This window comes from Planktosalinus lacus (genome assembly GCF_014640155.1).
In the GTDB taxonomy this organism is placed as follows: domain Bacteria; phylum Bacteroidota; class Bacteroidia; order Flavobacteriales; family Flavobacteriaceae; genus Planktosalinus; species Planktosalinus lacus.
In genome coordinates this window covers 129,302-152,658 of record NZ_BMGK01000001.1, presented here as the reverse complement: position 1 = coordinate 152,658, position 23,357 = coordinate 129,302, and the positions used below count along the sequence as shown (strand labels likewise).

The following is a 23,357-nucleotide window of genomic DNA, read 5'->3' as shown; positions in this document are numbered from 1 at the left end:
AAATTATTTGCTTCTGTGTTCAGTAATGTAAGCTGCCATTGTATTGATTGACTGAAAAATGGTTTTGCCCTCTTTAGGGTCTGTTAATTTAATTCCATAATCCTTGTCCATTAAAACAATCAATTCCAGCGCGTCAATTGAATCCAAACCAAGGCCGTCACCAAAAAGCGGGTCGTCATCGCTGATATCTTCAATCGCAATATCCTCCAGGTTTAATGCTTCAATAATTTTTGTTTTGAGTTCGTGCTTTAAATTTTCCATAGTTATTCTAAATATAATTTTTTTAATGTCTCTGAACGGTGTTCAAGTGTCCCTTCTTCATCTACCAGATATATAAAGGCTTCATAATTATCATCGGTATATTCAACCCAACCACAAAGCACTTTTTTGGCTTTTCCTGTTTGCAATAGCTGTTCTGCATAAACAGTAATAAAATCAGGCTGAAAGCTTTCGGATACAAAGAAAGCATTTTCTGTTTGTAATTTATACTTTATGCTGATTTCTCCCAAACAAATATTGGCCAAAGTATATACAAATACCGCCGGGCTCGGGAAAAAATTAGTTTCATCTGCAATAGAATCTTGATGCTTTAAGTCTGTATCAAGGCTTCCGCTCTTATTTGATAATGTTAAAGCAATGTTTTCTTCTTCAGGGTTGAAATTTTTATTTTTAAAAAGTGCTTCGGTTGCCAAAAGTGCCAGTTTGCTCAAGTTATCCATTTTATAAAACTTTGGATAGTTCATATCAATGTGTTTGTACAAACTTTTGCTGAAATCTTTAAAAGATGTTTCCTGAGAACAATTAAAAAGGGTTTCTCCGTTAAGGGAAAGGGTGTTTTTCCATATCGAAACATAATCTGATATAAAATATGGTTTCTTCAATTGACTACGCTATTTTTTCAAACAAAACTGCTGTATTGCATCCTCCAAAACCGGAAGCCGTTTTTAAAAAGTACTTGATATCTTTTTGTTGATTGTTTTTTATAATGTTTAAAGGTTGGGAAATTCCCGATGTTTCATAACCCACGGAAGGTATTAACACATTTCTGAAAGCACTTTCTATGGAAATAATGGTTTCCAACAAACCCGATGCTCCCAACGTATGTCCATAATACCCTTTTAAACTATTGAGTGGCACGTGTTCCAGTGAAGCACGGTTGAATGCAATTGCCTCCATCTCATCATTATAATGGGTTGCCGTGCCATGGGCTGAAATAAAATCTACAGCAGTAACATCAACTGCTGCTTCTTCAAGAGCAGCCAGAATGCTCTTATAAAGTCCTTCACCTGTGCGCGAGGGACCCGAAATGTGATTGGCATCATTAATGGCTCCATCCCCTGAAATTTTAACTGCCTGAGTGGGATTTTTACTTTTCACGGTTGAAATATAGACTGCTGCGGCAGCTTCACCAAGTGTAATTCCCTTCCGACTTTCATCATATGGCCTGCAAGGCGTATCACTTATTGCCTGAAAGGAATGAAAACCTGACAAAACAAACTCTGAAATTATATCACCGGCAACGACCAAAGCACCCTCATAAACTCCGGCTTGTATCATTCTTTTTGCAACTGCTACTGACAACAACCCGGAGACACAAGCGTTGGAAATTACAATCGCTTGTTGTGTTAAACCAAAAAAATCAGTTACTGCCTGAGCTACTTCATGTAATAGAATCCTTCTGGGGTTTGTATGATGTAATTCATCAATATTGCCCTTGGTCGTTGAAACTATAAGTGGGGTATCTTTAGAGATGGAATATTCAGAAACCAGCGGTTTCAATGTCAGTATGAGCATTTTTTCCAGCTTGGTGTATGCTGATGGGTCACCAATTTCTGCAAAGCTCTTGTTAAGAAGTTGTTCATCAATTTTAGAAACATAAACAGCTTTATGAAAATCGGTTGATTTTACAATTCCCGACTTGCCTTCGAGTAATGCATCGAAATTAGCTTGTACATCAAACCCCAGTGGAGTGATACAGTTAGAGTCATTAATATAGACCTCTCTCATTGCCATTATTCCAGTCCATTTTTATCTTTCCAGGCTTGAAAAAAGGGAGGGTTGTTCAAGACCAAACTATCGTTGCTGTCTAAAAAAACCTGAATGGTTTCACCGGTGCAAACCACTTTTTTTTCAGCATTCAGAATAGTATAATGAAAGATCATTTTTGCGGCAGGAGTATTGACAAAGCTGGTTTCAATTGTGGCCACCTCACCATAACGCAACGGCAATTTATGTTCACAAACAGATTTTACAATGGGTGTGGTATATCCGTTTTCTTTTACATTCAAATAGGAGATTCCGTGTTGTCTTCCAAAAGCTTCACGACCGTCTTCAAAATAAGTGATGTAGTTTCCATGCCAAACAATACCCAATGGGTCTGTTTCATTAAAACGAACTCTAATTTCTTTTGAAACTGTCAGTGTTTTTGAAGGGCTAAACTGCTCTTTCTTTCTTGTCATATCCAATAGCAAATAAAACAGTGATTATAAAGAACAAAAGTAGGAAAATAATTTCGGGAAGTATGGCTGCAATTGTACCCTTGCGTAATAAAACATCATAAAAGGCTTCAAGTCCCCAATTCATTGGAGAGGCTACAGCTATCATTTGCATAATTTTAGGCATCGCAAAAACCGGAATCCAGACACCACCCACAGCTGCCAGGATGACTACAAAAGTAGCCCCAAAGGGGGCTGATTGCTCAGGTGTTTTGGCTATGGTTCCCAGCAAAACACCAAAACCAATAGCTGCCAATCCTGAAAAGAGCGCCACAATAGTCATCAAAAACAAATGACCGCTCACATCTAAAGCCGGAAGCTCAAAATATGGAAACAGATAGACTCCAACACCTACCATCAAATAAAACTGAATAAGACAAATTAAGAGATATGTAATTGTTTTTCCTGCAAGAACGATGGCATAAGAAACCGGGTTTGAAATAAGTCTGACCAGCGTGCCTTGTTGTTTTTCTTTTACAATGTTTATGGAAAGTGGCACCATTATAAAGAAAATAGCAAAAAGTGTCCAGGCAGGCACATTGTGTTGAACAGAATTTGGTAATACTTCTTCGTCTTCACCTGATGGCTTCATTTCGCTGAATGTGATAAAGCTTTCTTCTTCAAACAAAGCACCTACATCCTCTCCTATCTGTTCTTGGAAAGCAGCATAAATTGATTGATTTTCAATTTGCGCAATCATTTTGTCAATGCCGTTTTTAACGCTGTTTTTAAACGCCATTTGTGTGGCAGGGTCAAAGTACAATTTGATTTCTTTTGGGCTAATTTCTTCAATAACAGTCTCTGATTCTTCAAAGCCCAGGTCACTTAAAATAGCTTGTACATTCTGATTTACTTTTTGTTGTAAATCCCTGCTTAAATGTTTCGGAATTACAATGGCCAACTGGTATTTTCCTTTAAATACCGCTTCACTGGCAAAAGCTTCACTGATGGGTTTTCCGTCAATTTCAGACAGCATTTCAAAAGCGCCATTTTTCTCCAGTTGCTCCTTAACTGTTTGTGAAATTGTTCCGTGATCATTGTCCACAAGAAGAATTGGAATGGAGGTGTCTGAAACAGAACGAAAGGTACTATCCTGGATAAGCGTAATCGTTATAATCAACACCAAAGGCATCACAAACAAAATGATGAGTCCGCCGGGATCTCTCATTTGCAAAAGAATTTCTTTGATAACCGACCTTTTGAGCTTATGAAACATCGCGTAATTCTTTTCCGGTTATAGCAATGAAAACATCTTCAAGGTTTTTGGCATTGGGTGTCTGTTCAATCAATTTACCGGGGCTTGCGTGAGCATAAATTTTACCCTGATCAATAATCGCAATTTTTGTACACAAGTCTTGTGCTTCAATTAAATGATGTGAAGTGTAAATAATTGTCATTCCATTGGAATTGAGTTCTTTTAAATAGGCAATAATCACATTTTTTGATTGCACATCTACACCCACAGTGGGTTCATCAAGAAAAAGAATTTCGGGTTTGTGAAGGATTCCGGCAATTAAGTTGATGCGCCTTTTCATACCTCCTGAAAATGTATCCAATCGTTTGTTGGCAAATTTTTCAAGCCCAAGTTTTTCCAGTGATTCTTTTACTTTTACCCTGAGTTGCGAAGCTTTTAACCCATTCATACTTCCAAAGTACATCAGGTTTTCATAGGCGGTGAGTGTGGGATACAAGGCAATGTCTTGAGGAACGATGCCAATAATCTTTTTGATTTCACTACTTTGATCTTTATAGGACAAGCCAAAAATTGTAAAGCTTCCTGAAGTGGGTTTTAACAAGCCGCATAACATGGATATGAGTGTGGTTTTTCCGGCCCCGTTTGGGCCGAGTAGCCCAAATATTTCCCCTTTGTCAATAGCAATGGAGAGATCATTTACCGAAAATGCTTCCGCATCTTTGTATTTTTTAAATAAACCTTCTATCTCAATAGCTTTGGTTGCCATGAAAATTAAATTGCTTTTTTGAGCTTCTTAAAAAATTGCTTTTCAAGATTAGCCAAATTGAGTAGTTCATCAGCAAGACTGTTATATACATCATCCTGATTGCTTCGGTTTTTATAAACACGGGCTGCATTGACTGCAAAATCACGCCATTTATCACCAATGGTTGTCATTTCCCCGGAAAGTTCTTTGAGTTGTTTATTTTTCAAAATCTCAGACGCTTCCTGAAGAAATGCAGCATAAATGAAACGAAATCCGCCACCACCAGTACCTATTTCTTCCTGCATTCTCACAATCTGCCCCAAATAGTGATTGGTTTTTTTAATCCCGTGTTTTTTGGGCCATTTCCTGATTTGTTTAGACACATATTTTATCCCGCTTACGCCAATCAATGGTGCCGGAACAAGCATGTGGTTACAAGTTTTTTTAATTCCGTCTACAATCGCTTTTTCAAGTTTTAATTCCTTGGGTATTTTTGTGGGGAAATACATTTGCCCCCTTGGTGCTAGTGCGCCTTTTGCAAAACGCACTTTATTTAATTCTTTTTCGGTGAGCATTGTCGGCTCAGGCATGACAGGGTCACTCACAAGATATCCTTCATCTGTTTTACCATAAACTACGATGTTATGAGCATTAAAGTGAAACCTATATTCGTCTGGAAAGTATGATAAATGATAAACTCCCACTTGAAGCCCTGTAGGAATATTGTTTTTCAAATTTTCATCCAATGCCTGAGCTGCCTTTGTTTCAGAACGAAATTTTTTTCGCTTAAGCGAAATGCCCAACTTTTTTACCACGCGTTTAAAAATGAGACCAGGCATTGGCCTAAAACTTACTACGGGAGCATGATTTACTTTTAAAAATGGCAGGTAAACAAAAAATATTCCTGAGCCAATACCAAAAATCATAGGTTCACTAATAGACACCCCTTGATGCTTTAATAGGTTTGAAGCGACACCGTTTTCGCAATGTGCCGATTGGTGATGAGTAAAATCTGTTTTCATTTATGAGCCGCTAAAATTTTTTAATTCATCAACACTTATATCAAAAGCGTTGGCATATTTTTTCAATGCTTTTTGAGATAACTTGTTAAATACCTTGGGCTTAAAGTGCCTTTTTATGCGCCACTTCCAATATCCGGTATAATCTGAAAGAATAGTGAGGTCCATTTTATGAAGCTCCATAAAATAAGGGATGGGACTGGCGATACCATTCTTCACATTTTCGTTGGCTTCTGCAATCCGCTCTTCGATTACGTGTAGGGTTTCATTCTGAACTATCGTTTTGGGCTCCCACCCTTTACTTGCAACCTGAGTGTAGTTTCCATTTTCATCAACAGCATAACAGACCTCTGTTATTTTATTTTTAGAAAGACTGCTTTTATCCTGAGGCACTTCTTCTTTTTTCATAATTTTTCCTCTTGAATAAATAAATTAATTTCAGCTTCAAAAAGTAAATTTTTCTTTTGAAAAGTTGTGCAAAACATCGTGCAAAGTGCATAGTCGTCTGTGTCATAACGTGAGCCTAAAACCGCTTTTGTATGAAGTAAACCACCCGTTTTTGGTAATTGATGTACTTTAAGGTTTTTAATGGCACTTATGAAACCAAGAACTTTTAAATCTTTTTTTAAAAACCTCTTTGTGCTTGTAAACAAGGGTTGAGCAACTATAGCCGAACAGGTTTGAGCGGCGTTTTCAATCAAACCAGACTCAACAAAAATATTGCTTTTTAAAAAAAGGTTGCCTTTTGTGATTTTAAAAGAGGTGACAACTTCATGATCGTTGATGGATAATATATCGTCAACCATTAACATTGGCGCGCGATGAGGCAAATACTTTTTAATATCAATGGTTTGTGTTTGCATATTTACTGAGCGATTACAGTTTTCATTTGAGCGTTGGCAATGGCTTTACCGTTTGAACTAGTGGAAATTTCAACAAGTGTAACTCCGCCAAACTCTTGTAAAACCTGCACCTTTGATGTTATGTGTTGACCTGTTTTAGGCAATTGAACTATCTCAGCCTGTTTGATAGAGCCTATATAACCTGTGGGTGCTTTTTTCTTTTTTAAATAGTATTGATAGCCGGTATATAATGCTACAGATTGTGCCATATGTTCAATAATTCCAGACTCTTGAAAAAGGTGATTCTTTACAAAAATGTTTTCATCTGTAACAAGTAAACCCGATTGGAGATTATTTTCAGAAAACTCAAACAAGGCATCAACCATTACAAATGGGTGTTTTTGTGGAATGAGGGTTTCAACCACTTTTTGATTGGTTATGGGCAAGGAAGCTTTGTTCATTTAACAAACGGTTAAAAAGGCATGTGCATAAGAAAATCTTCCACTCTCCGGAACTATAAGCATAATTTTATCTCCTTTTTTAAGCTTACCGGAATTCATTAGCTCCTCTACCACAATATAAATAGAAGCAGAACCCACATTTCCTATTCTGCTTAAATTCAAAAACCATTTTTCATCAGGAATGTGAAGGTTTCGTTCTTGTAACTCTTTTTGAAGTTTGTCAACAAAATAATGGGATGAAACATGAGGCAAAAAGTAATCGATTTCAGATGCATCAACAACATGTTTCTCAAGGGATGTTTTGATGCAGTCTGATCCAATTTTCAATACATGAGCGTCCAGTAGTTTTACATCCTGTTTGATTGCAAAAATTGACTCTGAAAGCCATTGACTGGGATCATAGTCTGCCCAGGGCTTAATTGTGCCGTCTTCCAGCTTATCACCTCCGGCATACATGCACGCTTCCAACTCATGTGCAAAGGAGTAAGCCTCCATCCATTCTATTTTAAGAGAAAGTTCTCCTTTTGGTTTATTTTCCAGAAGAAATGCTCCTGCGCCATCAGAAAGCATCCATCTTAAAAAGTCTTTTTTGAAAGCTACTATGGGTTGTTCTTCAAGTTTTTCTAGATTGATGACCTCGTTATTAAATTTATTTGCAAGCATCCAGTTTGAAACTCTTTCTGATCCGGTACAAACTGCATTTTGGGTGTTTCCAGATTTCACTGAAAGATAGCCTACTTTTAAGGCGTTCATTCCTGCACAACATACACCTGATGAGGAATTTAATTCTACTGATTTATTTTTCATCAACCCGTGAACCATGGCCGCATGAGATGGTAACAAATTATCGGGCGTGGAGGTTCCACAAGACAGCATTTCTACATCATATTTTGAAAATGAGTCATCATAAAGTTGCTCTATTGCTGTATTGGTAAGATCTGCATTTGTATGGGTTGGGTTTCCGTTTTTATCAAGTGCATAGTAGCGGGTTTTAATTCCGTTATTGCGCAATACAATCCTTCTTGCTTTTGAAGCTTTTTCATTGATGAGACCCAGATAACTTTCCATTTCATCATTTGAAATGGGCTCATTGGGCAAACACTTTCCTGCTTTTGTTATATAAACGTCATTCATAAATCTATTCTAATCAGTTCTAAACACTTTGATAATATTTTTTTCTTTTATTTCGGGCATTTTTGGTAAACAAAAATGTAAGTAGGTGCAAAATATATACAATTGGTGATATAATCCAAATCGCAAGGAATAAATATACATTAAAAGCTTTAAGCCACAATTTTCTGGAGCGTTTTTTTGTAATAATCAGGCGAGCCCATTTGTTAAAAATACGTGCCCCTTTTGTTTCCGCTTTCAATAAATAATCATCTACTTCAACAGCCTTTTCTTTGATAAAATGATCCTGAAGTGTTTCAAAGCTTTCTTGTAACAAGGCTTGTTCAATATAAAATCCAAATATTTGGGCATGTATTATATCCTTTTGGGAAACTCCAGGTTTTGGGAATATTCCTAAATACTTTTTCTTTTCCCCACTAAACATCCACTTAACAATTGTAATGACACTTATTAAATTAGGTGATCTATCAAACAACACAATATTGCCAACCAAGTTTGCCTTGAGGTTAAGAAGATGTTTTTTCATCTTTTCCTGTGCACCAATCCACATATTTCGACAACCTATAACTGTTATAACAGGCGTATCTTTAAATAAACTTTTAGCTTGATAGCTCTTTAAAAATGAATTGACTGGTATGGAAATTGACAAAAACCACACCTGGTAAGCCAAGATAATCAAATCATACTTTTTTTCAGTAATGGCTGTATCAATAGAAATCACTTCTGTAGGTATTTCAAGAAATGATTCTGGAAATGCATCAAAAAAAGACTCTTTGTCCCAAGGAAATGGAAATGCCTTCTTCATTTTTATTTCACAAAAAGTCAAGGTTATATCTTTGTTTTCTGCTAAAGGATGCGTTATGTTTTTTGCTATATCCTCTAGTTGACCAGATTGTGTGTAATATAGAACTAGGACGTTTTTCATAATCAATCGTTTAAGGGTATTTAATTCATTCCCCTTTTGTGGTTTTTTATGTGATTTTAATTTCTTTGAATGTTCTAATTTTATCTTCCCGCTTTTTGTGAATAAAGTCACTCCATGTTGAAGGGTCTTCAGCGTCAAATATATTTATTTTTTTACTGCCCTTGTCTGTAAGAAGTGAATCAGAATCGCAGTTTAAGACAGCTGCAGCAGCTTCAACCCCTGAATATGTAGCACCTGTCACTCCATGTGATAACGTGCTTGCACCACAAAGAAACAAATTCTCAATCTCGGTTTTATTTTTATAAATAAAGGGCCCCAATTGCCATAAAGACTTTTCAGTTCCATACACATTTCCCCTGGTGCTGTTGATGTAATATTGATTTGTTTTAGGCGTGCCCAGCTCCACCTGAACAATGTGCTGTTTTGCTGTTGGTATTATTTTTTCGACAGAATTTAAAAACTTCTCAATGATTTTCTTTTTAAAAGATTCATATTTGGGTGATTGGTAGTCATTGCTGCCCTTAAATTCTTTAAAACTATCATAATCAACATAGGTCACTATTTCAAAATTATGATATCTTCCATTGAAACTTGCCGGGTCTTTCAAGGTGGTACAACTCATAAAAAGTGCCGGAAACTCATCTCCTTTTAAAATATCACCTCTGGTAAGGGTCTCAAAATGGAAGTCTATATTATCATCTTTATACTTCCAAATATTCCCGGAGTCAATACCATATTGGGTCACATCAATATCCAGGGTTAAAAATAAAATCAGGGAAGTGACAGAATAAACGGTCTTGTCAACTTTTTTCAAAAGCTTTTTACTACAGTTTTGTTTGCCTATTAATTCTAAATAGGTCGTTGAGGGATCTGCGTTTGAAATGATGTTTTTTGCAATTATTTTTTGATTGTTTTGCAATTGAACACCATAAGCTTTATTGTTTTCAACTAAAATGCGCTTAACTCGTTGTTGTGTTTTAATGACCCCATCATAACTTTTTATTTTATTGGTCATTGCTTTCACTATACCGCCACCACCACCAAGCGGATAAAAGCCCCCATCAAAATAATGATGCATCACAGAACAATGAACTGGAAAACTTGCCTTTTCTGGCGGCAAACCGTGATCACCACATTGTGCATTTAGAATAGCTTTTAATTTTGAATCTTTTATGTGCCAATTAATAACCCTTTTTAGACTAAAAAGTGCATACTTCCCAAAATGTTTCGTTCTGAATGGAACCGTTAATTTTTGCCAGGTCCCCTTTAACTTAGGGATTAATTGAAGTTCAAAATTCACTTTTTCAATTAAGTGAAGGTATTTTTTAATATTTTTTTCTTCTTTGGGAAAGGCCTTGATAAGACTGGCTTTCAGGTTATCAGCCCCGGCGGGGTAATCAAACGAATGGTCACCGATTAAACAATGATCATAACCTGTTTTATTCATCCTAAAAAAAATAAGATCATCTGAAATGCCAAGACCTCTGTATAAAATATTTGTCGATTGACCTTCATCAAGTAGTCCAATATAGTGCACCCCTGGGCTAAATCGCTGCCCGTTTAACATGAAGCTATGACACCAGCCACCGGGAACATCATGCTGTTCTAAAACCAAGACTCTTTGACCTTCACGAGCCAAACAAAGGGCTGTTGCAAGACCTCCTGCTCCTGATCCAATAACAATCGAGTCATACTCTTCCATATTTTTTCATTTGCACTCCTATACTTAGAGTAATTGATATTGACCTAAGCGTCTTTACCGTTTTTTTTCTATATCATCCCAAAAATCAAAATAGTTAAACCACTGAAGTGGATATTTTTTTAGCATTGACTCGACACTTGCTGTATAACTTTTAAGTAGTCCTTGAGCGTCGCGATGATTGACCTCAGCTTCTCTAGTATACAAGTGATAGTGCAGATTTGGCTCTTTCATTACATATACATAGGCTACCGGCACTTTTAACCTGGAGGCTATCATAAATGGACCTGCGGGAAATTTTGCAGGTTTACCTAAAAACTCACTTTCAAAAAACTTGGTGCCTTCCATATAGCGATCACCTGTAAAACATATCAGCTCATTGTTTGCCAACGCATTATTTATATCGTAAATATGGGAAAGATCATCTTTTACAATAATAAATTTAATTGAAGATTTTGAAGTGACACTTTCCAAGTATTCTTTGATAATGGTATGTTCTCTATCTGTGGTTACCAGATTGATTTGAAAATCAAGGTCTATGTCTGCGAAAAAGTGCTCTGCAATTTCAAAGTTTCCTATATGGGCACTGATCAATACACCTCCTTTCTTTTCGGCGAGTAATCGTTTTAAGATATCTATTCCGTCAAACTCATAGGTAAATTTGTGTCGTAGTCCGACACCAATTGCCACTTTATCTATAATAGTTTGTCCAAAAACAAAATAGTTTTTGAACACCATTTTTTTTGCTTTAAGATAAGAGAAATTGAGGCGTTCCCTAAAATAATAAAAAACATTCCTGTTACTTTTTGGAAGGAATAAAAAATAGTAAGTAGCCACAAAGTAAAGTACAAAATAGGCCGGCTTTACACCAAAATTTTTAATGCAATAAACAAATATTTTATATCCAAGGAGGGTTCCTCTGGACTTACCGTCCCATTGGCTCATAGTGTTAAGCCTTAGCTTTAATTTTGTTTTCTATCATATCGTAAAAGTCCTGAAAACTTTCAACGTTTACAAAGTCTGCTTCTCCAAGTTTTACTCCAAAGTTGGATTCAATAATTACTACCAAATCAACATAATCTAAACTATCAAGTCCCAGAGTATCTTTCATGGGGGCTTTAGGTGAAATCACTTCTTGCTCCACTTCAAATTCCTCTACCAGAAAATTATTTACAATTTCAATGACTTCTTCCTTATTCATTATTATCAGTTATTAAATTTTTTTAATATTAATGCGGAATTTGTTCCGCCAAATCCAAAAGAATTCGACAAAAATAATTCAAATTTTTTATTTAGTGTAGATGATACAATATTTAATTTTTTTGAGTCTTCATCTGGATTTTCAAAGTTTATATTGGGTGCTATAAAGTCGTTTTGCATCATCAAAATTGAATAAATAACTTCGCTTGCTCCCGCCATCCAACATTCGTGTCCTGTCATGGATTTTGTAGAACTTACAGGAGGCTTTCCTCCAAATATTTCATGAATTGCTTTAGCTTCATTAGCGTCTCCTACCGGCGTTGATGTAGCGTGAGCGTTTATATATTCAATTGCCGAGGCTTCGACATTTGCATCGCTCAAGGCGCGTTGCATAGCAGTGGCTGGGCCTTCTTTATTGGGTGTGGAAATATGACCCCCGTTTGATGAAAAACCATAACCCATAACTTCGGCAATAATGGGTGCCCCTCTCTTCACGGCAGATTCATAGCTTTCAAGTATTAATGTGGCACCACCACCACTGGGAACAAGTCCATCCCGGCCGGCATCAAAAGGCCGTGAAGCTTTTTCAGGTTCACTTTCGCGTGAAGCAAAAACACCTAAACCATCAAAACTAGCCATGGCATACATATTTATTTCCTGTGCACCACCACAAATAATGCGATCTTGCAAACCGCTTTTAATTAACAAGTATCCCATCCCAATGGAGTGTGACCCACTGGCACAAGCTGCACTGATAGTCATATTTACTCCGCGCAACCTATAAATTGTTGAAAGATTCATCGTCACGGTGGAATTCATCGATTTAAAGATTGCACCGGAACCAATAAGCGCCGTATCTTTTTTCTCTCGTAACAAATCAGTGGCCTCTATAATTGCTTTGGAAACACTGTCGTTTCCATAGAGAATTCCTACTTCATGTTCGTCAAAAAAGCCCTCCTCAATTTGTGCGTTTTCAAGAGCTTCACGGGTGGCCATATAGGCATATTCTGTTTCCTCTCCAATGCTTATACGTTGTCTGCGATTGAGGAATGGTTTTAAATCGGGAGTGGGCACCATGCCGGTCAATGCTGAACGAAAACCTGCTGCTTTTCGTTCAGGGTCAAATTGTATTCCTGATGTTCCTTTATAAAGTGAATCTTTCACTTCAGTTAAGGAAGTTCCAATGCAGGAATAAATACCCATTCCGGTGATGACGACTCTTCGTTGTTCCATTCTTGACAACTATTTGTTGTTTTTTAGGAATAAATTCCTCCGTTGATATTAATGACTTCACCTGTAATATAACCAGATTTTTTGGAAACCAAAAATGCAACCAGATCTGCTACTTCCTGGGCTTCACCAAACCGGTTTAAGGGTATTAGTTTTTTTAATTCACTTTCGTCCATAGCCTCTGTCATGTCTGTTTTTATAAACCCTGGAGCTACGGCGTTTACTGTAATATTTCTTTTAGCCACTTCTTGTGCTAATGCTTTTGTTGCTGCCACCAATGCTCCCTTTGCAGCAGAATAGTTTGTTTGGCCTGGAGTTCCTTTTACTCCTGATACAGAAACCATATTCACAATTCGACCATACTTATTGCGCAACATTTTTTGAATGAAGAAGTTCGTCACGTTAAAAAAGCCGTTTAAGCTTGTTTGGATGACACTGTCCCAATCTTGGTAAGTCATCCACATAAAAAGCCCGTCTTTTGTAATACCTGCATTATTGACAACAACCTCAACAACAGCATCGGGGTTGGCTTCTTGCCAAGTAGTAAGGACTGCCTTAGCTTCCTCAGAATTACTAACATCAAATTTTATAATTTCTCCGCTTCCGCCGCTTTCTTCTACTTTTTGTAAAGTAGCTTCAGCTGCAGCTTTGTTTGCGGTATAATTAATTAATAAATGATATTCAGACTCCATGGCAAGTGTTTGACAAATGGCGCTTCCAATTCCTCTGGAACCTCCGGTGACAATTGCACATTTTATTTTACTCATTCTTAATTATTTTTGAAACAACTCAGCTCTATCATACATTTTTCCCCCAAGTACTGAACCGTCGGTTTTTAGAAATCCCCAAGATTTTTTATGTCTAACCCGGGCAACTCCGTCAATAAATCCTTTGTCCTCCCCGCCAAAAAGGCCTCCAAATGAACCGGCTGTAATTTGATATTCAGCTGGAATAATCAATTCACCTTTGGTGTTGATAAAACCCCATTCTTTGCCATCTTTCACCGGTGCTAAACCACTTTTGCTAAAAACTTCTGCATCGTTGTAAATGGGTTGTACAACAATGTCTCCTGAGGTGTTGATAAAGCCCCAGGCCCCGTCAGTATATACAGGAGCTAAACCACTTTCAAAAGCTTTGGCTTTGTCAAACTTAGCCTCGATAACCCATTTTCCATTGGTATCAATAAAACCTATTTTACCTTCTTTTTCAGCATAGGTTAAATCTGTGTTGTGAAAATCCCAAATGCGATCTGCACCTTCAACAGCTTTAAACGTGTTATTTGAAATCAATCCGTAGGTTTCCCCTTTTTTTGCAAACGTTACATTCTTATGCATTTCACCCAGGTCATCATATTCCACAGGAATTACAAGTTTTCCCGTTTTATCAATCATTCCCCATAGTCCATCATTCCTCACCCGTGCATGGTTACCATCAAAATCTCTGATAACATCATACGTTGGGGGAAGTATCACTTCACCTTTGGTATTGATTAAACCAATTTTCTTGTCGTTTCTCACAAAAGCCACGCCATTGTTAAAATCATAAATCTTATCAGTATCAGGAGTGAAAAGACGTTCTCCTTTTGTATTAATGTAAAACCATTCTTTGTCTTTTTCAACTACACTAATTCCATTATTAAATTCTTTAGCTCTGTCAAACTGAGGTTCAATCGCCCATTCACCACGGGTATTAATAAAACCCCACTGTTTGTCTTTTTCAACAGCTGCCAGGCCTTCACTAAAAGAGTCTGCTTTTCTGAACTGAGGCTCAATAACAACTTCACCTGATTTATTTATGTAACCAACGTTTTTCTTTTCCATAATTAAAGCCAACTCCTGGGCTGAAAGGAACTGAAAACATAAAACGAATAACAAGAGTGCTTTTTTCATAATTGTTTAGTTTTTATAGTTTATGAATCTTTCATAAGATGTTCTTTTACTTTCTGCATAAAGGGATAAAGTGCTTCATCCTTTTCAAAAACGGGGATAATAGCTCTGATATCTTCATACATTTTTTTTGTTACTGTTGAAACTTTGTCCTTAAAGTTTAAAGCGTCAATCGCCTGAACGATGGTAATTAACTCTATGCTCAACACTTCAAAGGCGTTTTCAATAACTTTTGAGGTCATCACAGCCGCATTGGTTCCCATACTCACAATGTCCTGATTATCATTGTTATTTGGAATGCTGTGAATGTACATAGGGTTTGACAAAGTTTGGTTTTCTGCCGTAGTTGAGGTAGCAGTAAACTGAACACCCTGCATGCCAAAGTTGAACCCAAGTGTTCCTAAATTTACAAAGGGAGGTAAAATTTCGTTGAGTTTATTGTTCATCAAATAATTCAACTGCCTTTCTGAAAGCATCGTTAATTTTGTAATGACCAATTTCAATTTATCCATTTCCAGGGCTATATAATCACCATGAAAATTCCCGCCATGGTATACCTGTTTACTTTGAACATCTACAATAGGATTGTCATTGGCTGAGTTGATTTCATTTTCCAAAACAGTTTCTGTATTGATGATCGTGTCCAAAACAGGTCCCAATATCTGAGGCACACATCTCAGTGAATAATATTCCTGTACTTTTTCTTTGAAAACCTCTTCATTGTTTCTTCCGCTATACAGGTGGTCTTCTCGTTTTCTGATTAGTTGGCTATCCGATAAATAATCTCTCATGATGGAAGCCACTTCTTGTTGCCCATAGTGCTTTTTCACACCATTGAGTCCTTCCGATAGATGGTCATCATATGCTTCAACTAGTTCGTTAATGGCACATGATGCTTTTAACATCCAGTCAAGCAACAACCTTGAGCGGTGTACATTCACTATTCCGATGCCGGTCATTACTGAAGTGCCATTCATCAAAGCTAGCCCTTCACGAATTTCAACCTGAATGGGATTCAATTTTTCTATCTCAAAAACTTTTGGGGTATCCATTCGAGTGCCTTTGTAAAAAACTTCTCCTTCACCAATTAAAACCAGAGCCAAATGAGCCAATTGCACCAAATCACCACTGGCACCCACCCCACCATGTTCAAAAATTAAGGGAGTGATATCCCTGTTAACCAATTCCTTCATTAAGTTGATGACTGATGGATGAACACCTGAACATCCCAAAGACAAGGTGTGTAATCTTGCCAAAATAGACGATTTCACATACACAGGCGCAAGTGGCTTACCTATTCCGGAAGAATGACTTCTTATAAGATTGTATTGAAGCTGTATGGTATCTTCATCTTTTATTCGGTATTGTGCCATAGGTCCAAAGCCTGTATTGACACCATAAATAACTTTGTTTTTTGAAAAATCTTTTAAAAACTGAAAACTCTCTTCCACCCCTGAAATGATCTCTTCACTCAATTCAAGTTTTTGATTGTGAAAGACAATGTCTTTAAAGGCTTGTAAGTCTAATTCTTTGTATATTTTGGTCATTGAATAATTATCAATTTATATAATGTACTAATTTGAAGTGTATATCAAATTAATATTTATAATTTTACATTGCAAATGTAAGATTTTTAAGAACAAATTATAAAGATATGTTAAACGAATCTGTAGATGTCCTCATTATTGGAGCGGGCCCTTCAGGCTGTGTTTCTGCTTCTTATCTTCACCAACAGGGAATAAAAGTTAAAGTAGTTGAAAAAACAACCTTCCCAAGGCTAGTTGTAGGAGAAAGTTTAATTCCCAGGGTCATGGACCATTTTGAAGAAGCGGGTTTGCTGCCGGCACTCAATGCAATGAATTTTGAAAAAAAATTTGGTGCCCGCTTTATAAGAGGTGATGAGGTGTGTCATTTTGATTTCAGCAAAAAATTTACAGATGGCTGGAACTGGACCTGGCAGGTACCACGAGCTGATTTCGATTATGTGATGGCACAGGAAATCATTAAAAAAGGGGTTGATTTAGAGTTTAACAGCGAAGTAACTGCTGTTGATTTTCAAGGATCAAATTCAACAACTACTGTTAAAGACCCGGAAGGAAACTTCAAAACCATTCAGGCTAAATTCATCATTGACTCCAGCGGATTTGGAAGGGTGCTACCCCGTTTACTTGATTTAGACACACCATCAGGGCTTGATCCACACTCATCTATTTTTGCACATGTTGAAGATATAAACCGTCCGGAAGGTGAAGAAGGTACTTTGATTTCATTTGATATACTGGAAACTGAAGTTTGGCTTTGGGTAATTCCGTTTTCAAATGGAAAGACGAGCGTAGGGGTTGTAGCGCCAACTGAATACATCAATAAGCTGTCTGATAACGATGATACTTCTGAAGCTTTAACCGCTGCCATTTTAAAATCTGACTATTATAAAAAGAGATTTGGTGATCTGCCTTTTCTTTTCAACCCCATAAAACTGGTGAATTATTCCCGTGCTGTTAAAAAAATGTATGGCGAGGGTTTTGCCCTTACGGGAAATAGTTCAGAGTTTTTAGATCCGGTATTTTCATCAGGTGTTGCTTTTGCCGCCGAATCTGGAATGCTGGCCGCAAAGTTGATCAAAAAACAATTGGAAGGTGAACAAATAGATTGGGAAACCTCTTATGAAGGTTATATGAAAAAAGGAGTAGAGGTATTTAAAACCTATGTGAAGGAATGGTACACCGGTAATCTTCAAACCTTATTTTTCCATCAACCGGAAAACCCTGAAGTAAAACGTAAAATCTGCTCAGTACTGGCAGGCTATGTCTGGGACAATAAAAATCCGTTCGTCACAAAGCACGAAAATATTGTAAAAAACATGGCCTATCTGATTGATATGGAAAAACAGGAAAAAGAAAAAAGTATTCAATAAATAAAAAACCTCCTAAAATTTCAGGAGGTTTTTTTGTGGAGCATATCGGAGTCGAACCGATGACCTTTTGGCTGCCAGCCAAACGCTCTAGCCAGCTGAGCTAATGCCCCATTTTTTTGAGGGTGTAAAAATAGTGATTTCTTTATTTCTATTTACACGAATTAAAATTAATTTTGCTTTTTTCATTTTCATCCCATAATTGTCTTGGATAAAAGCCTTTCTTTCAAAAATATTCACCGTCTTGCCGTTCCGGCATTAATAGCGGGTATTGCAGAGCCTGTACTTTCTGCGACAGATGCCGCCGTGGTGGGGAATATTGCGGGTACCGGTACTGAGGCACTCGCTGCAGTAGGTATTGTAGGTTCTTTTCTTTCGGCTTTAATCTGGATTCTCGGGCAAACCCGCAGTGCCATTTCGGCCATTATTTCACAATACTTGGGAGCAGGCAAACTAGATGAGGTACAAAACCTTCCAGCGCAAGCCATTTATCTCAATGTGTTGTTGAGCATTTTTATCCTGCTAAGCACCATTTTTTTTGTAGAGGGCATCTTTAAACTCTACAATGCCTCAGGCTTGATCTTGGAATACAGCGTCGATTATTATAACATCAGGGTATGGGGATTTCCTTTAACACTCTTTACTTTTGCTATTTTTGGAGTATTCAGAGGCCTGCAAAATACTTTTTGGCCGATGACTGTGGCCCTGATTGGTGCAGCAGTAAACATAGGTCTTGACTTTGCGCTCGTATATGGAATAGAAGGCTGGATTGAACCCATGCATTTAAAAGGTGCTGCCTGGGCCAGTTTGATTGCACAGGGTTTGATGGCCTTGCTTTCGTTTTTGCTATTGTTGTGGAAAACTGATATCAGCCTGAAGTTGAAGTTTCCGTTGCACCCTGAGCTATACCGGCTTGCAGGAATGGCCCTGAATTTGTTTTTACGTTCCATAGCGCTGAATACCGCTATCTATTTCGCCAATGCTTTTGCTACAGATTACGGAACTGCCTTTATCGCAGCACAAACCATTGCTTTAAACCTCTGGCTCTTTTCTGCCTTCTTTATCGACGGCTATGCCTCTTCCGGAAATATCCTTGCGGGCAAACTGCTGGGGGCACGTGATTACAAACAGTTATGGGAACTTTCCAAAAAAGTACTGGCATACGGGCTTATGGTCGCTGTGCTTTTAATGCTTACGGGCTGGCTGCTATATGAACCGCTGGGAGCCATCTTTACCAAAGATGAGGCCGTGCTCTTGCGTTTTAAAGAAATCTTCTTTATTGTGATACTATTGCAACCCCTCAATGCAATAGCCTTTATCTTTGATGGTATTTTTAAAGGTATGGGCGAAATGAAATACCTGCGCAATGTCCTCCTTGCCGCCACCTTTCTCGGCTTTATCCCGGTAATCTTTATAACTGATTATTTTGGGCTTCAGTTGTATGGTGTGTGGATAGCTTTTTCAGTTTGGGCAATCATCAGGGGTGGGACGCTGGTATATCAGTTCCGGAAAATGATACTTCCAAAACTCGCTACAACTTAACGCGTTTTCAGCCATCCGGTGATGCTCATCCTTTTTTGCTCAACGGGTTTAACCTCGTGTTCCAGGATCTGACTTTCAAAGATGACCATCCTGCCGGGAAAGGGATAAATGATTTTCTCCACTTCCTTTCCGTTTTCATTCAGGTATAAAACGAGTTCGCCGCCATATTCCGGTTGCCAGTCTTCCTCGTTGAGGTAACATACCATCGATAACTTCCTGCGATCGTCATTCTGAAAGGTGTCGAGATGCCGCTTGTAAAAAGCACCCTTGGGATAAAGCGCATAATGGAATTCCTTAAACAGGATGCCCATAAAACAGGTTTTGTTCAGATAGGAAACCATATCGTTGATCCTGTTGAAAAAAGCCTTTTCGGCAAAATTAGCCTCACTTTCATTCAACCAGAGAATAAAATCACCGCGTACAGACTTTTCTATGATTTCATTGACCTTACTTCCAATAGCTGCCTTTTTAAAGGTTTCTTCTTCATATTTTTCAAGCAGCGAATTGCGCAATGCAGAGACTTCTTCAGCCTTAAAAAAGCCTTCAACGATGCTGTATTGCTGTTCCATCAGGTCTGTAATGACAGCCTCATACATCGGGTTTTCAACAAACTCAAGTTGTTCAAATATTTCCTGCATAGTGACAATAAGGTATTAAAAAAAAGCCTGCAAATATAGTTCAGAAAATCAATGGTTTGACAACTTCTTAAAAAGAATCATTTTACCTTATCTTTGCAACAGAAACTTGAAGTATGAGTACGATAAGAATCACCAAACAATTTAATTTTGAAACCGGTCATGCGCTGTATGGCTATGATGGCAAATGCCGCAACGTGCATGGACATAGTTATAAACTTTCGGTAACGGTTATTGGCAGCCCCATCACCGATTCAAACCATGTGAAATATGGAATGGTGATTGACTTCAGTGATTTGAAAAAAATAGTAAAAGAGGAAATCGTTGATGTGTTTGATCACGCTACGGTTTTTAATAAAAACACCCCACACGTGGAGCTCGCCAAAGAACTTTCTGAAAGGGACCACCACGTGATTTTAGTGGATTATCAACCCACCAGCGAGAATATGGTCATCGACTTTTCAAAAAAAATAAAGGCCCGCCTTCCAAAAAACATCCAACTCCACTCCTTGAAACTCCAGGAAACCGAAAGCAGTTTTGCAGAATGGTATGCTTCAGACAATGAATAAACTTCATTCATTTACTTATATTTACACTATCAAAACAACTGAATGAACATTCCTCAAGGCAAAAAAATCTATTTCTCCAGCGACAATCATCTGGGCGCTCCCACTGCCGATGAAAGTCTTCCGCGTGAAAAAGTGTTTGTAAAATGGCTGGATACTGTAAAAGATGATGCCGCAGCTATTTTTTTGTTGGGTGATTTGTTTGATTTTTGGTTTGAATACAAACAAGTGGTACCCAAAGGCTTTGTAAGGGTGTTAGGTAAATTGGCCGAACTCAGTGACGCAGGCATTCCCATTTATTATTTTGTTGGCAATCACGATTTGTGGATGGATGATTATTTTAAAAAAGAACTCAACATACCGGTATTTCACAAACCACAGGAATTTACCCTTGGAAACAAGCTGTTTTTAATTGGCCACGGTGACGGCCTGGGGCCCGGTGATAAAGGGTACAAACGTATGAAAAAAGTGTTTACCAACCCCTTTTGCAAATGGCTGTTCAGATGGCTGCACCCGGACCTGGGAGTGCGTTTAGCCAAACACCTTTCGGTAAAAAACAAACTGATTTCAGGTGATGAGGATGTCAACTTTTTAGGCGAAGAAAACGAATGGCTGGCACATTATGCCAAGCGCAAACTGGAAACAAAACACTATGACTACTTTATTTTTGGGCACCGACACTTCCCCATGGAAATCAAAGTTGGCACAAACAGTACCTATTTTAACTTAGGCGACTGGATTACCCATTTTACCTATGGGGTGTTTGATGGGGAGCGGTTTGAGTTAAAGGAGTTTAATCAATCTGTCTCCAAAAAGAAATAAGTTTTCTGCGAAAATCTGCGGAATCTGCGGGAAAACACTTCGTTCTTATCCTCCGAAAATATTCGTGCAATAACAGGGTGTACAAAAACTAATTTTTAATAATGCGTTTCAACAGACGGGTCTTGTTGGTATTTATTTGGACAAAGTAGTTCCCCGAGGCTAAATCTTGTATATTCACCTGTTGTGTATTCATTTGATTACCATCAACCTGCTTTACTACCTGACCTTGCATGTTTAAAATGGTTATTGTCTCTATAATTTGCTCGCTTTGGTTGTTTAATGTAAACTCCTCATAGGTTGGGTTTGGATAGAGTTTAATATCGATTTGGGGGTTGTTTATCGTTGCTGTAGATAAAAAACAATCATCTGTCGACACACCCCATTGGGGTTTAAACGATTCTTCTAAGGGACAATTCTCGGCAAAACCAGATGGCTCTTCAGGTATTTGCACCACACACCAGCTGGAGATGTCATGGTTAAATGAAGTTGCTTGACTAAACATTGAACTCATGTCTAGCACATTAGAAACATCCCAATTATTTAACGGTTGATTAAATGAGGTGGCACCACTAAACATCTCAATCATAACACCTACATTAGAGACATTCCAGTTATCAAGAGACTCGTTAAATGAGACTGCATCTTTAAACATCAAACCCATATATGTAACATTTGAAACATCCCAATTATTAAGAGGCTGGTTAAAAGATGTGGCACCATCAAAAACACCAGACATAGTTGTCACATTAGAGACATCCCAATTGTTTAAGGGTTGATTAAATGAAGTTGCATTTCGAAACATTCTTCTTATCCCATATGACTCATACCCATTCACGTCAATCAAATTAGAGACATCCCAGTTATCAAGAGGTTGATTAAATATTGTTGCGCCGGCAAACATTTCTTGCATATACAAAACATTTGAGACGTCCCAATCATTTATAGATTGATTAAAAGAAGTTGTTTCAAAAAACATAGAAGCCATATTTGTAACATTAGAGACATCCCAACTGCTAAGTGGCTGATTAAAAGTGGACGCACCTCTAAACATCGATGACATATCATTTACATTAGAAACATCCCAGTTATTTAAAGGTTGATTAAATGATTGTGCATCCCTAAACATAGATTCCATATCAGTCACATTGGAAACATCCCAGTTATCAAGAGGTTGATTAAAAGAATTAGCACGAAAAAACATATAATCCATATATGTAACATTAGAAACGTTCCAGCTATTTAAAAGTTGGTTAAATGAAGTTGCTTCCCAAAACATAGCTTGCATATTTGTCACATTAGAGACATCCCAGCTATTAAGAGGTTGATTAAAAGAGGTTGCTTCCCAAAACATAGCTCCTAGATATGTCACATTAGAGACATCCCAGCTATTAAGAGGTTGATTAAAAGAATTAGCCCCAGAAAACATAGAAGCCATATTTGTAACATTAGAAACGTTCCAATTATTTAAAGGCTGGTTAAAGGAAAGTGCACTTATAAACATCCAAGCCATATTTGTAACATTAGAAACATCCCAATCATTTAGAGGTTGATTAAATGAGGGTACATTCCTAAACATAGCTTTCATATCAGTCACATTGGAAACATCCCAGTCGTTTAAAGGTTGGTTAAATGAGTCTGCATTTCTAAACATAGCTCTCAGATCTGTCACATTAGAGACATCCCAGTTATTTAAAGGTTGATTAAATGAACTTGCACCGTATAACATAGAGCTCATGTCTGTAACACTACTTGTATCCCAACTGCTAATATCGCCATTAAATGAACTTGCACCGGAAAACAACCCACTCATGTCTGTAATCCCACTGGTACAGGTGGTTACGGCATTTTGAGGTGTAATTTGTTCTCTAGTTCTTTTAGTGTAGGTAACACCATTTACCACGCCGATTTCACCAATGGCTGCATCGGGACACATACAGGTCACGCCGTTGGGGGCTAAGTAAAAGTTTTGTGCGTTCACTAAAGGGTTAATTACAAAAAATGCAATGGTTATTAAGACGTTGTAAATTGTTTTCATAAGTGATATAATGCAGAG

The 23,357-nt window shown here is 37.7% G+C and carries 25 protein-coding genes and 1 tRNA gene; 4 read left to right on the top strand and 22 right to left on the bottom strand.

The window, feature by feature from the left end:
• Positions 1-3: 3 nt before the first annotated feature.
• The 19 genes from IEV69_RS00745 to flxA are packed head-to-tail and all read right to left on the bottom strand — an operon-like array spanning position 4 to position 16,375.
• On the bottom strand, positions 4-261 hold the full coding sequence (locus tag IEV69_RS00745) for a phosphopantetheine-binding protein (RefSeq protein WP_188438479.1): 258 nt from the start codon (positions 259-261) through the stop codon (positions 4-6).
• Positions 262-263: 2 nt separating this feature from the next.
• Positions 264-881, bottom strand: a complete 618-nt coding sequence (locus IEV69_RS00740; protein WP_188438477.1) for a beta-ketoacyl-[acyl-carrier-protein] synthase family protein — start codon at positions 879-881, stop codon at positions 264-266.
• Positions 882-885: 4 nt separating this feature from the next.
• On the bottom strand, positions 886-2,013 hold the full coding sequence (locus tag IEV69_RS00735; protein WP_308420121.1) for a beta-ketoacyl synthase N-terminal-like domain-containing protein: 1,128 nt from the start codon (positions 2,011-2,013) through the stop codon (positions 886-888).
• Entirely contained in the window at positions 2,013-2,459 is a 447-nt protein-coding gene (locus tag IEV69_RS00730) for an acyl-CoA thioesterase (RefSeq protein WP_188438475.1), read from the bottom strand. Before IEV69_RS00730 ends, IEV69_RS00735 begins: the two co-directional genes overlap by 1 nt.
• On the bottom strand, positions 2,434-3,711 hold the full coding sequence (locus tag IEV69_RS00725; RefSeq protein WP_188438473.1) for an ABC transporter permease: 1,278 nt from the start codon (positions 3,709-3,711) through the stop codon (positions 2,434-2,436). Before IEV69_RS00725 ends, IEV69_RS00730 begins: the two co-directional genes overlap by 26 nt.
• Complete coding sequence (locus IEV69_RS00720; protein WP_188438471.1) at positions 3,701-4,456, bottom strand: ABC transporter ATP-binding protein; 756 nt, start codon at positions 4,454-4,456, stop codon at positions 3,701-3,703. Before IEV69_RS00720 ends, IEV69_RS00725 begins: the two co-directional genes overlap by 11 nt.
• 5 nt (positions 4,457-4,461) lie before the next feature.
• On the bottom strand, positions 4,462-5,457 hold the full coding sequence (gene darH, locus IEV69_RS00715; RefSeq protein ID WP_188438469.1) for a BtrH-related acyltransferase DarH: 996 nt from the start codon (positions 5,455-5,457) through the stop codon (positions 4,462-4,464).
• Positions 5,458-5,862 (bottom strand): flexirubin biosynthesis protein DarG, encoded by a 405-nt coding sequence (gene DarG / locus IEV69_RS00710; protein WP_188438467.1) that lies wholly within the window; start codon positions 5,860-5,862, stop codon positions 5,458-5,460.
• Positions 5,859-6,317: a hotdog family protein gene (locus IEV69_RS00705; RefSeq protein WP_188438465.1), complete on the bottom strand. Its 459-nt coding sequence runs from the start codon at positions 6,315-6,317 to the stop codon at positions 5,859-5,861. The genes DarG and IEV69_RS00705 overlap by 4 nt, the downstream gene beginning before the upstream one ends.
• A 2-nt stretch (positions 6,318-6,319) precedes the next feature.
• Positions 6,320-6,757 (bottom strand): hotdog family protein, encoded by a 438-nt coding sequence (locus IEV69_RS00700; protein WP_188438463.1) that lies wholly within the window; start codon positions 6,755-6,757, stop codon positions 6,320-6,322.
• Complete coding sequence (darB, locus tag IEV69_RS00695; RefSeq protein WP_188438461.1) at positions 6,758-7,891, bottom strand: dialkylresorcinol biosynthesis protein DarB; 1,134 nt, start codon at positions 7,889-7,891, stop codon at positions 6,758-6,760.
• Between the two features lie 19 nt (positions 7,892-7,910).
• Positions 7,911-8,813: a dialkylrecorsinol condensing enzyme DarA gene (locus IEV69_RS00690; protein ID WP_188438459.1), complete on the bottom strand. Its 903-nt coding sequence runs from the start codon at positions 8,811-8,813 to the stop codon at positions 7,911-7,913.
• Positions 8,814-8,859: 46 nt separating this feature from the next.
• A complete protein-coding gene (locus IEV69_RS00685; protein ID WP_188438457.1) occupies positions 8,860-10,515 on the bottom strand; it encodes a phytoene desaturase family protein in 1,656 nt (551 codons plus the stop codon).
• Positions 10,516-10,569: 54 nt separating this feature from the next.
• Positions 10,570-11,457 carry a lysophospholipid acyltransferase family protein gene (locus IEV69_RS00680; protein WP_188438455.1) on the bottom strand — a complete coding sequence of 296 codons (888 nt, stop codon included), beginning with the start codon at positions 11,455-11,457 and terminating at the stop codon, positions 10,570-10,572.
• Between the two features lie 4 nt (positions 11,458-11,461).
• Complete coding sequence (locus tag IEV69_RS00675) at positions 11,462-11,713, bottom strand: acyl carrier protein (protein WP_188438453.1); 252 nt, start codon at positions 11,711-11,713, stop codon at positions 11,462-11,464.
• 5 nt (positions 11,714-11,718) lie between these two features.
• Positions 11,719-12,945, bottom strand: a complete 1,227-nt coding sequence (locus tag IEV69_RS00670; RefSeq protein WP_188438451.1) for a beta-ketoacyl-[acyl-carrier-protein] synthase family protein — start codon at positions 12,943-12,945, stop codon at positions 11,719-11,721.
• Between the two features lie 23 nt (positions 12,946-12,968).
• Positions 12,969-13,700 carry a flexirubin biosynthesis SDR family reductase FlxB gene (gene flxB / locus IEV69_RS00665; RefSeq protein WP_188438997.1) on the bottom strand — a complete coding sequence of 244 codons (732 nt, stop codon included), beginning with the start codon at positions 13,698-13,700 and terminating at the stop codon, positions 12,969-12,971.
• Positions 13,701-13,715: 15 nt separating this feature from the next.
• Positions 13,716-14,831: a WG repeat-containing protein gene (locus IEV69_RS00660; RefSeq protein ID WP_188438449.1), complete on the bottom strand. Its 1,116-nt coding sequence runs from the start codon at positions 14,829-14,831 to the stop codon at positions 13,716-13,718.
• Positions 14,832-14,851: 20 nt separating this feature from the next.
• Complete coding sequence (gene flxA / locus IEV69_RS00655; RefSeq protein WP_188438447.1) at positions 14,852-16,375, bottom strand: flexirubin biosynthesis tyrosine ammonia-lyase FlxA; 1,524 nt, start codon at positions 16,373-16,375, stop codon at positions 14,852-14,854.
• A 107-nt stretch (positions 16,376-16,482) separates the two neighbouring features.
• Here flxA and IEV69_RS00650 point away from each other — a divergent pair, with 107 nt between their 5' ends.
• Entirely contained in the window at positions 16,483-17,742 is a 1,260-nt protein-coding gene (locus tag IEV69_RS00650) for an NAD(P)/FAD-dependent oxidoreductase (protein WP_188438445.1), read from the top strand.
• A gap of 36 nt (positions 17,743-17,778) precedes the next feature.
• Here the strand turns inward: IEV69_RS00650 and IEV69_RS00645 are convergent.
• A tRNA-Ala gene (locus tag IEV69_RS00645) sits at positions 17,779-17,852 on the bottom strand.
• Between the two features lie 94 nt (positions 17,853-17,946).
• Between IEV69_RS00645 and IEV69_RS00640 the strand changes: the two genes are divergently transcribed.
• On the top strand, positions 17,947-19,281 hold the full coding sequence (locus IEV69_RS00640; protein WP_188438443.1) for an MATE family efflux transporter: 1,335 nt from the start codon (positions 17,947-17,949) through the stop codon (positions 19,279-19,281).
• Here the strand turns inward: IEV69_RS00640 and IEV69_RS00635 are convergent.
• Positions 19,278-19,919 (bottom strand): 2OG-Fe(II) oxygenase, encoded by a 642-nt coding sequence (locus IEV69_RS00635; protein ID WP_188438441.1) that lies wholly within the window; start codon positions 19,917-19,919, stop codon positions 19,278-19,280. The two genes, IEV69_RS00640 and IEV69_RS00635, sit on opposite strands and share 4 nt — an antisense overlap.
• Positions 19,920-20,032: 113 nt before the next feature.
• Here IEV69_RS00635 and IEV69_RS00630 point away from each other — a divergent pair, with 113 nt between their 5' ends.
• Together IEV69_RS00630 and IEV69_RS00625 are read left to right on the top strand one after the other, a co-directional pair.
• Positions 20,033-20,485, top strand: a complete 453-nt coding sequence (locus IEV69_RS00630; RefSeq protein ID WP_188438439.1) for a 6-pyruvoyl trahydropterin synthase family protein — start codon at positions 20,033-20,035, stop codon at positions 20,483-20,485.
• 42 nt (positions 20,486-20,527) lie between these two features.
• The gene (locus tag IEV69_RS00625; RefSeq protein ID WP_188438437.1) at positions 20,528-21,304 is read left to right on the top strand and encodes a UDP-2,3-diacylglucosamine diphosphatase; all 777 of its coding nucleotides are present in this window, start codon (positions 20,528-20,530) and stop codon (positions 21,302-21,304) included.
• Between the two features lie 88 nt (positions 21,305-21,392).
• Here the strand turns inward: IEV69_RS00625 and IEV69_RS00620 are convergent, their stop codons facing one another.
• A complete protein-coding gene (locus IEV69_RS00620) occupies positions 21,393-23,339 on the bottom strand; it encodes a BspA family leucine-rich repeat surface protein (RefSeq protein ID WP_188438435.1) in 1,947 nt (648 codons plus the stop codon).
• Positions 23,340-23,357 lie beyond the last annotated feature (18 nt).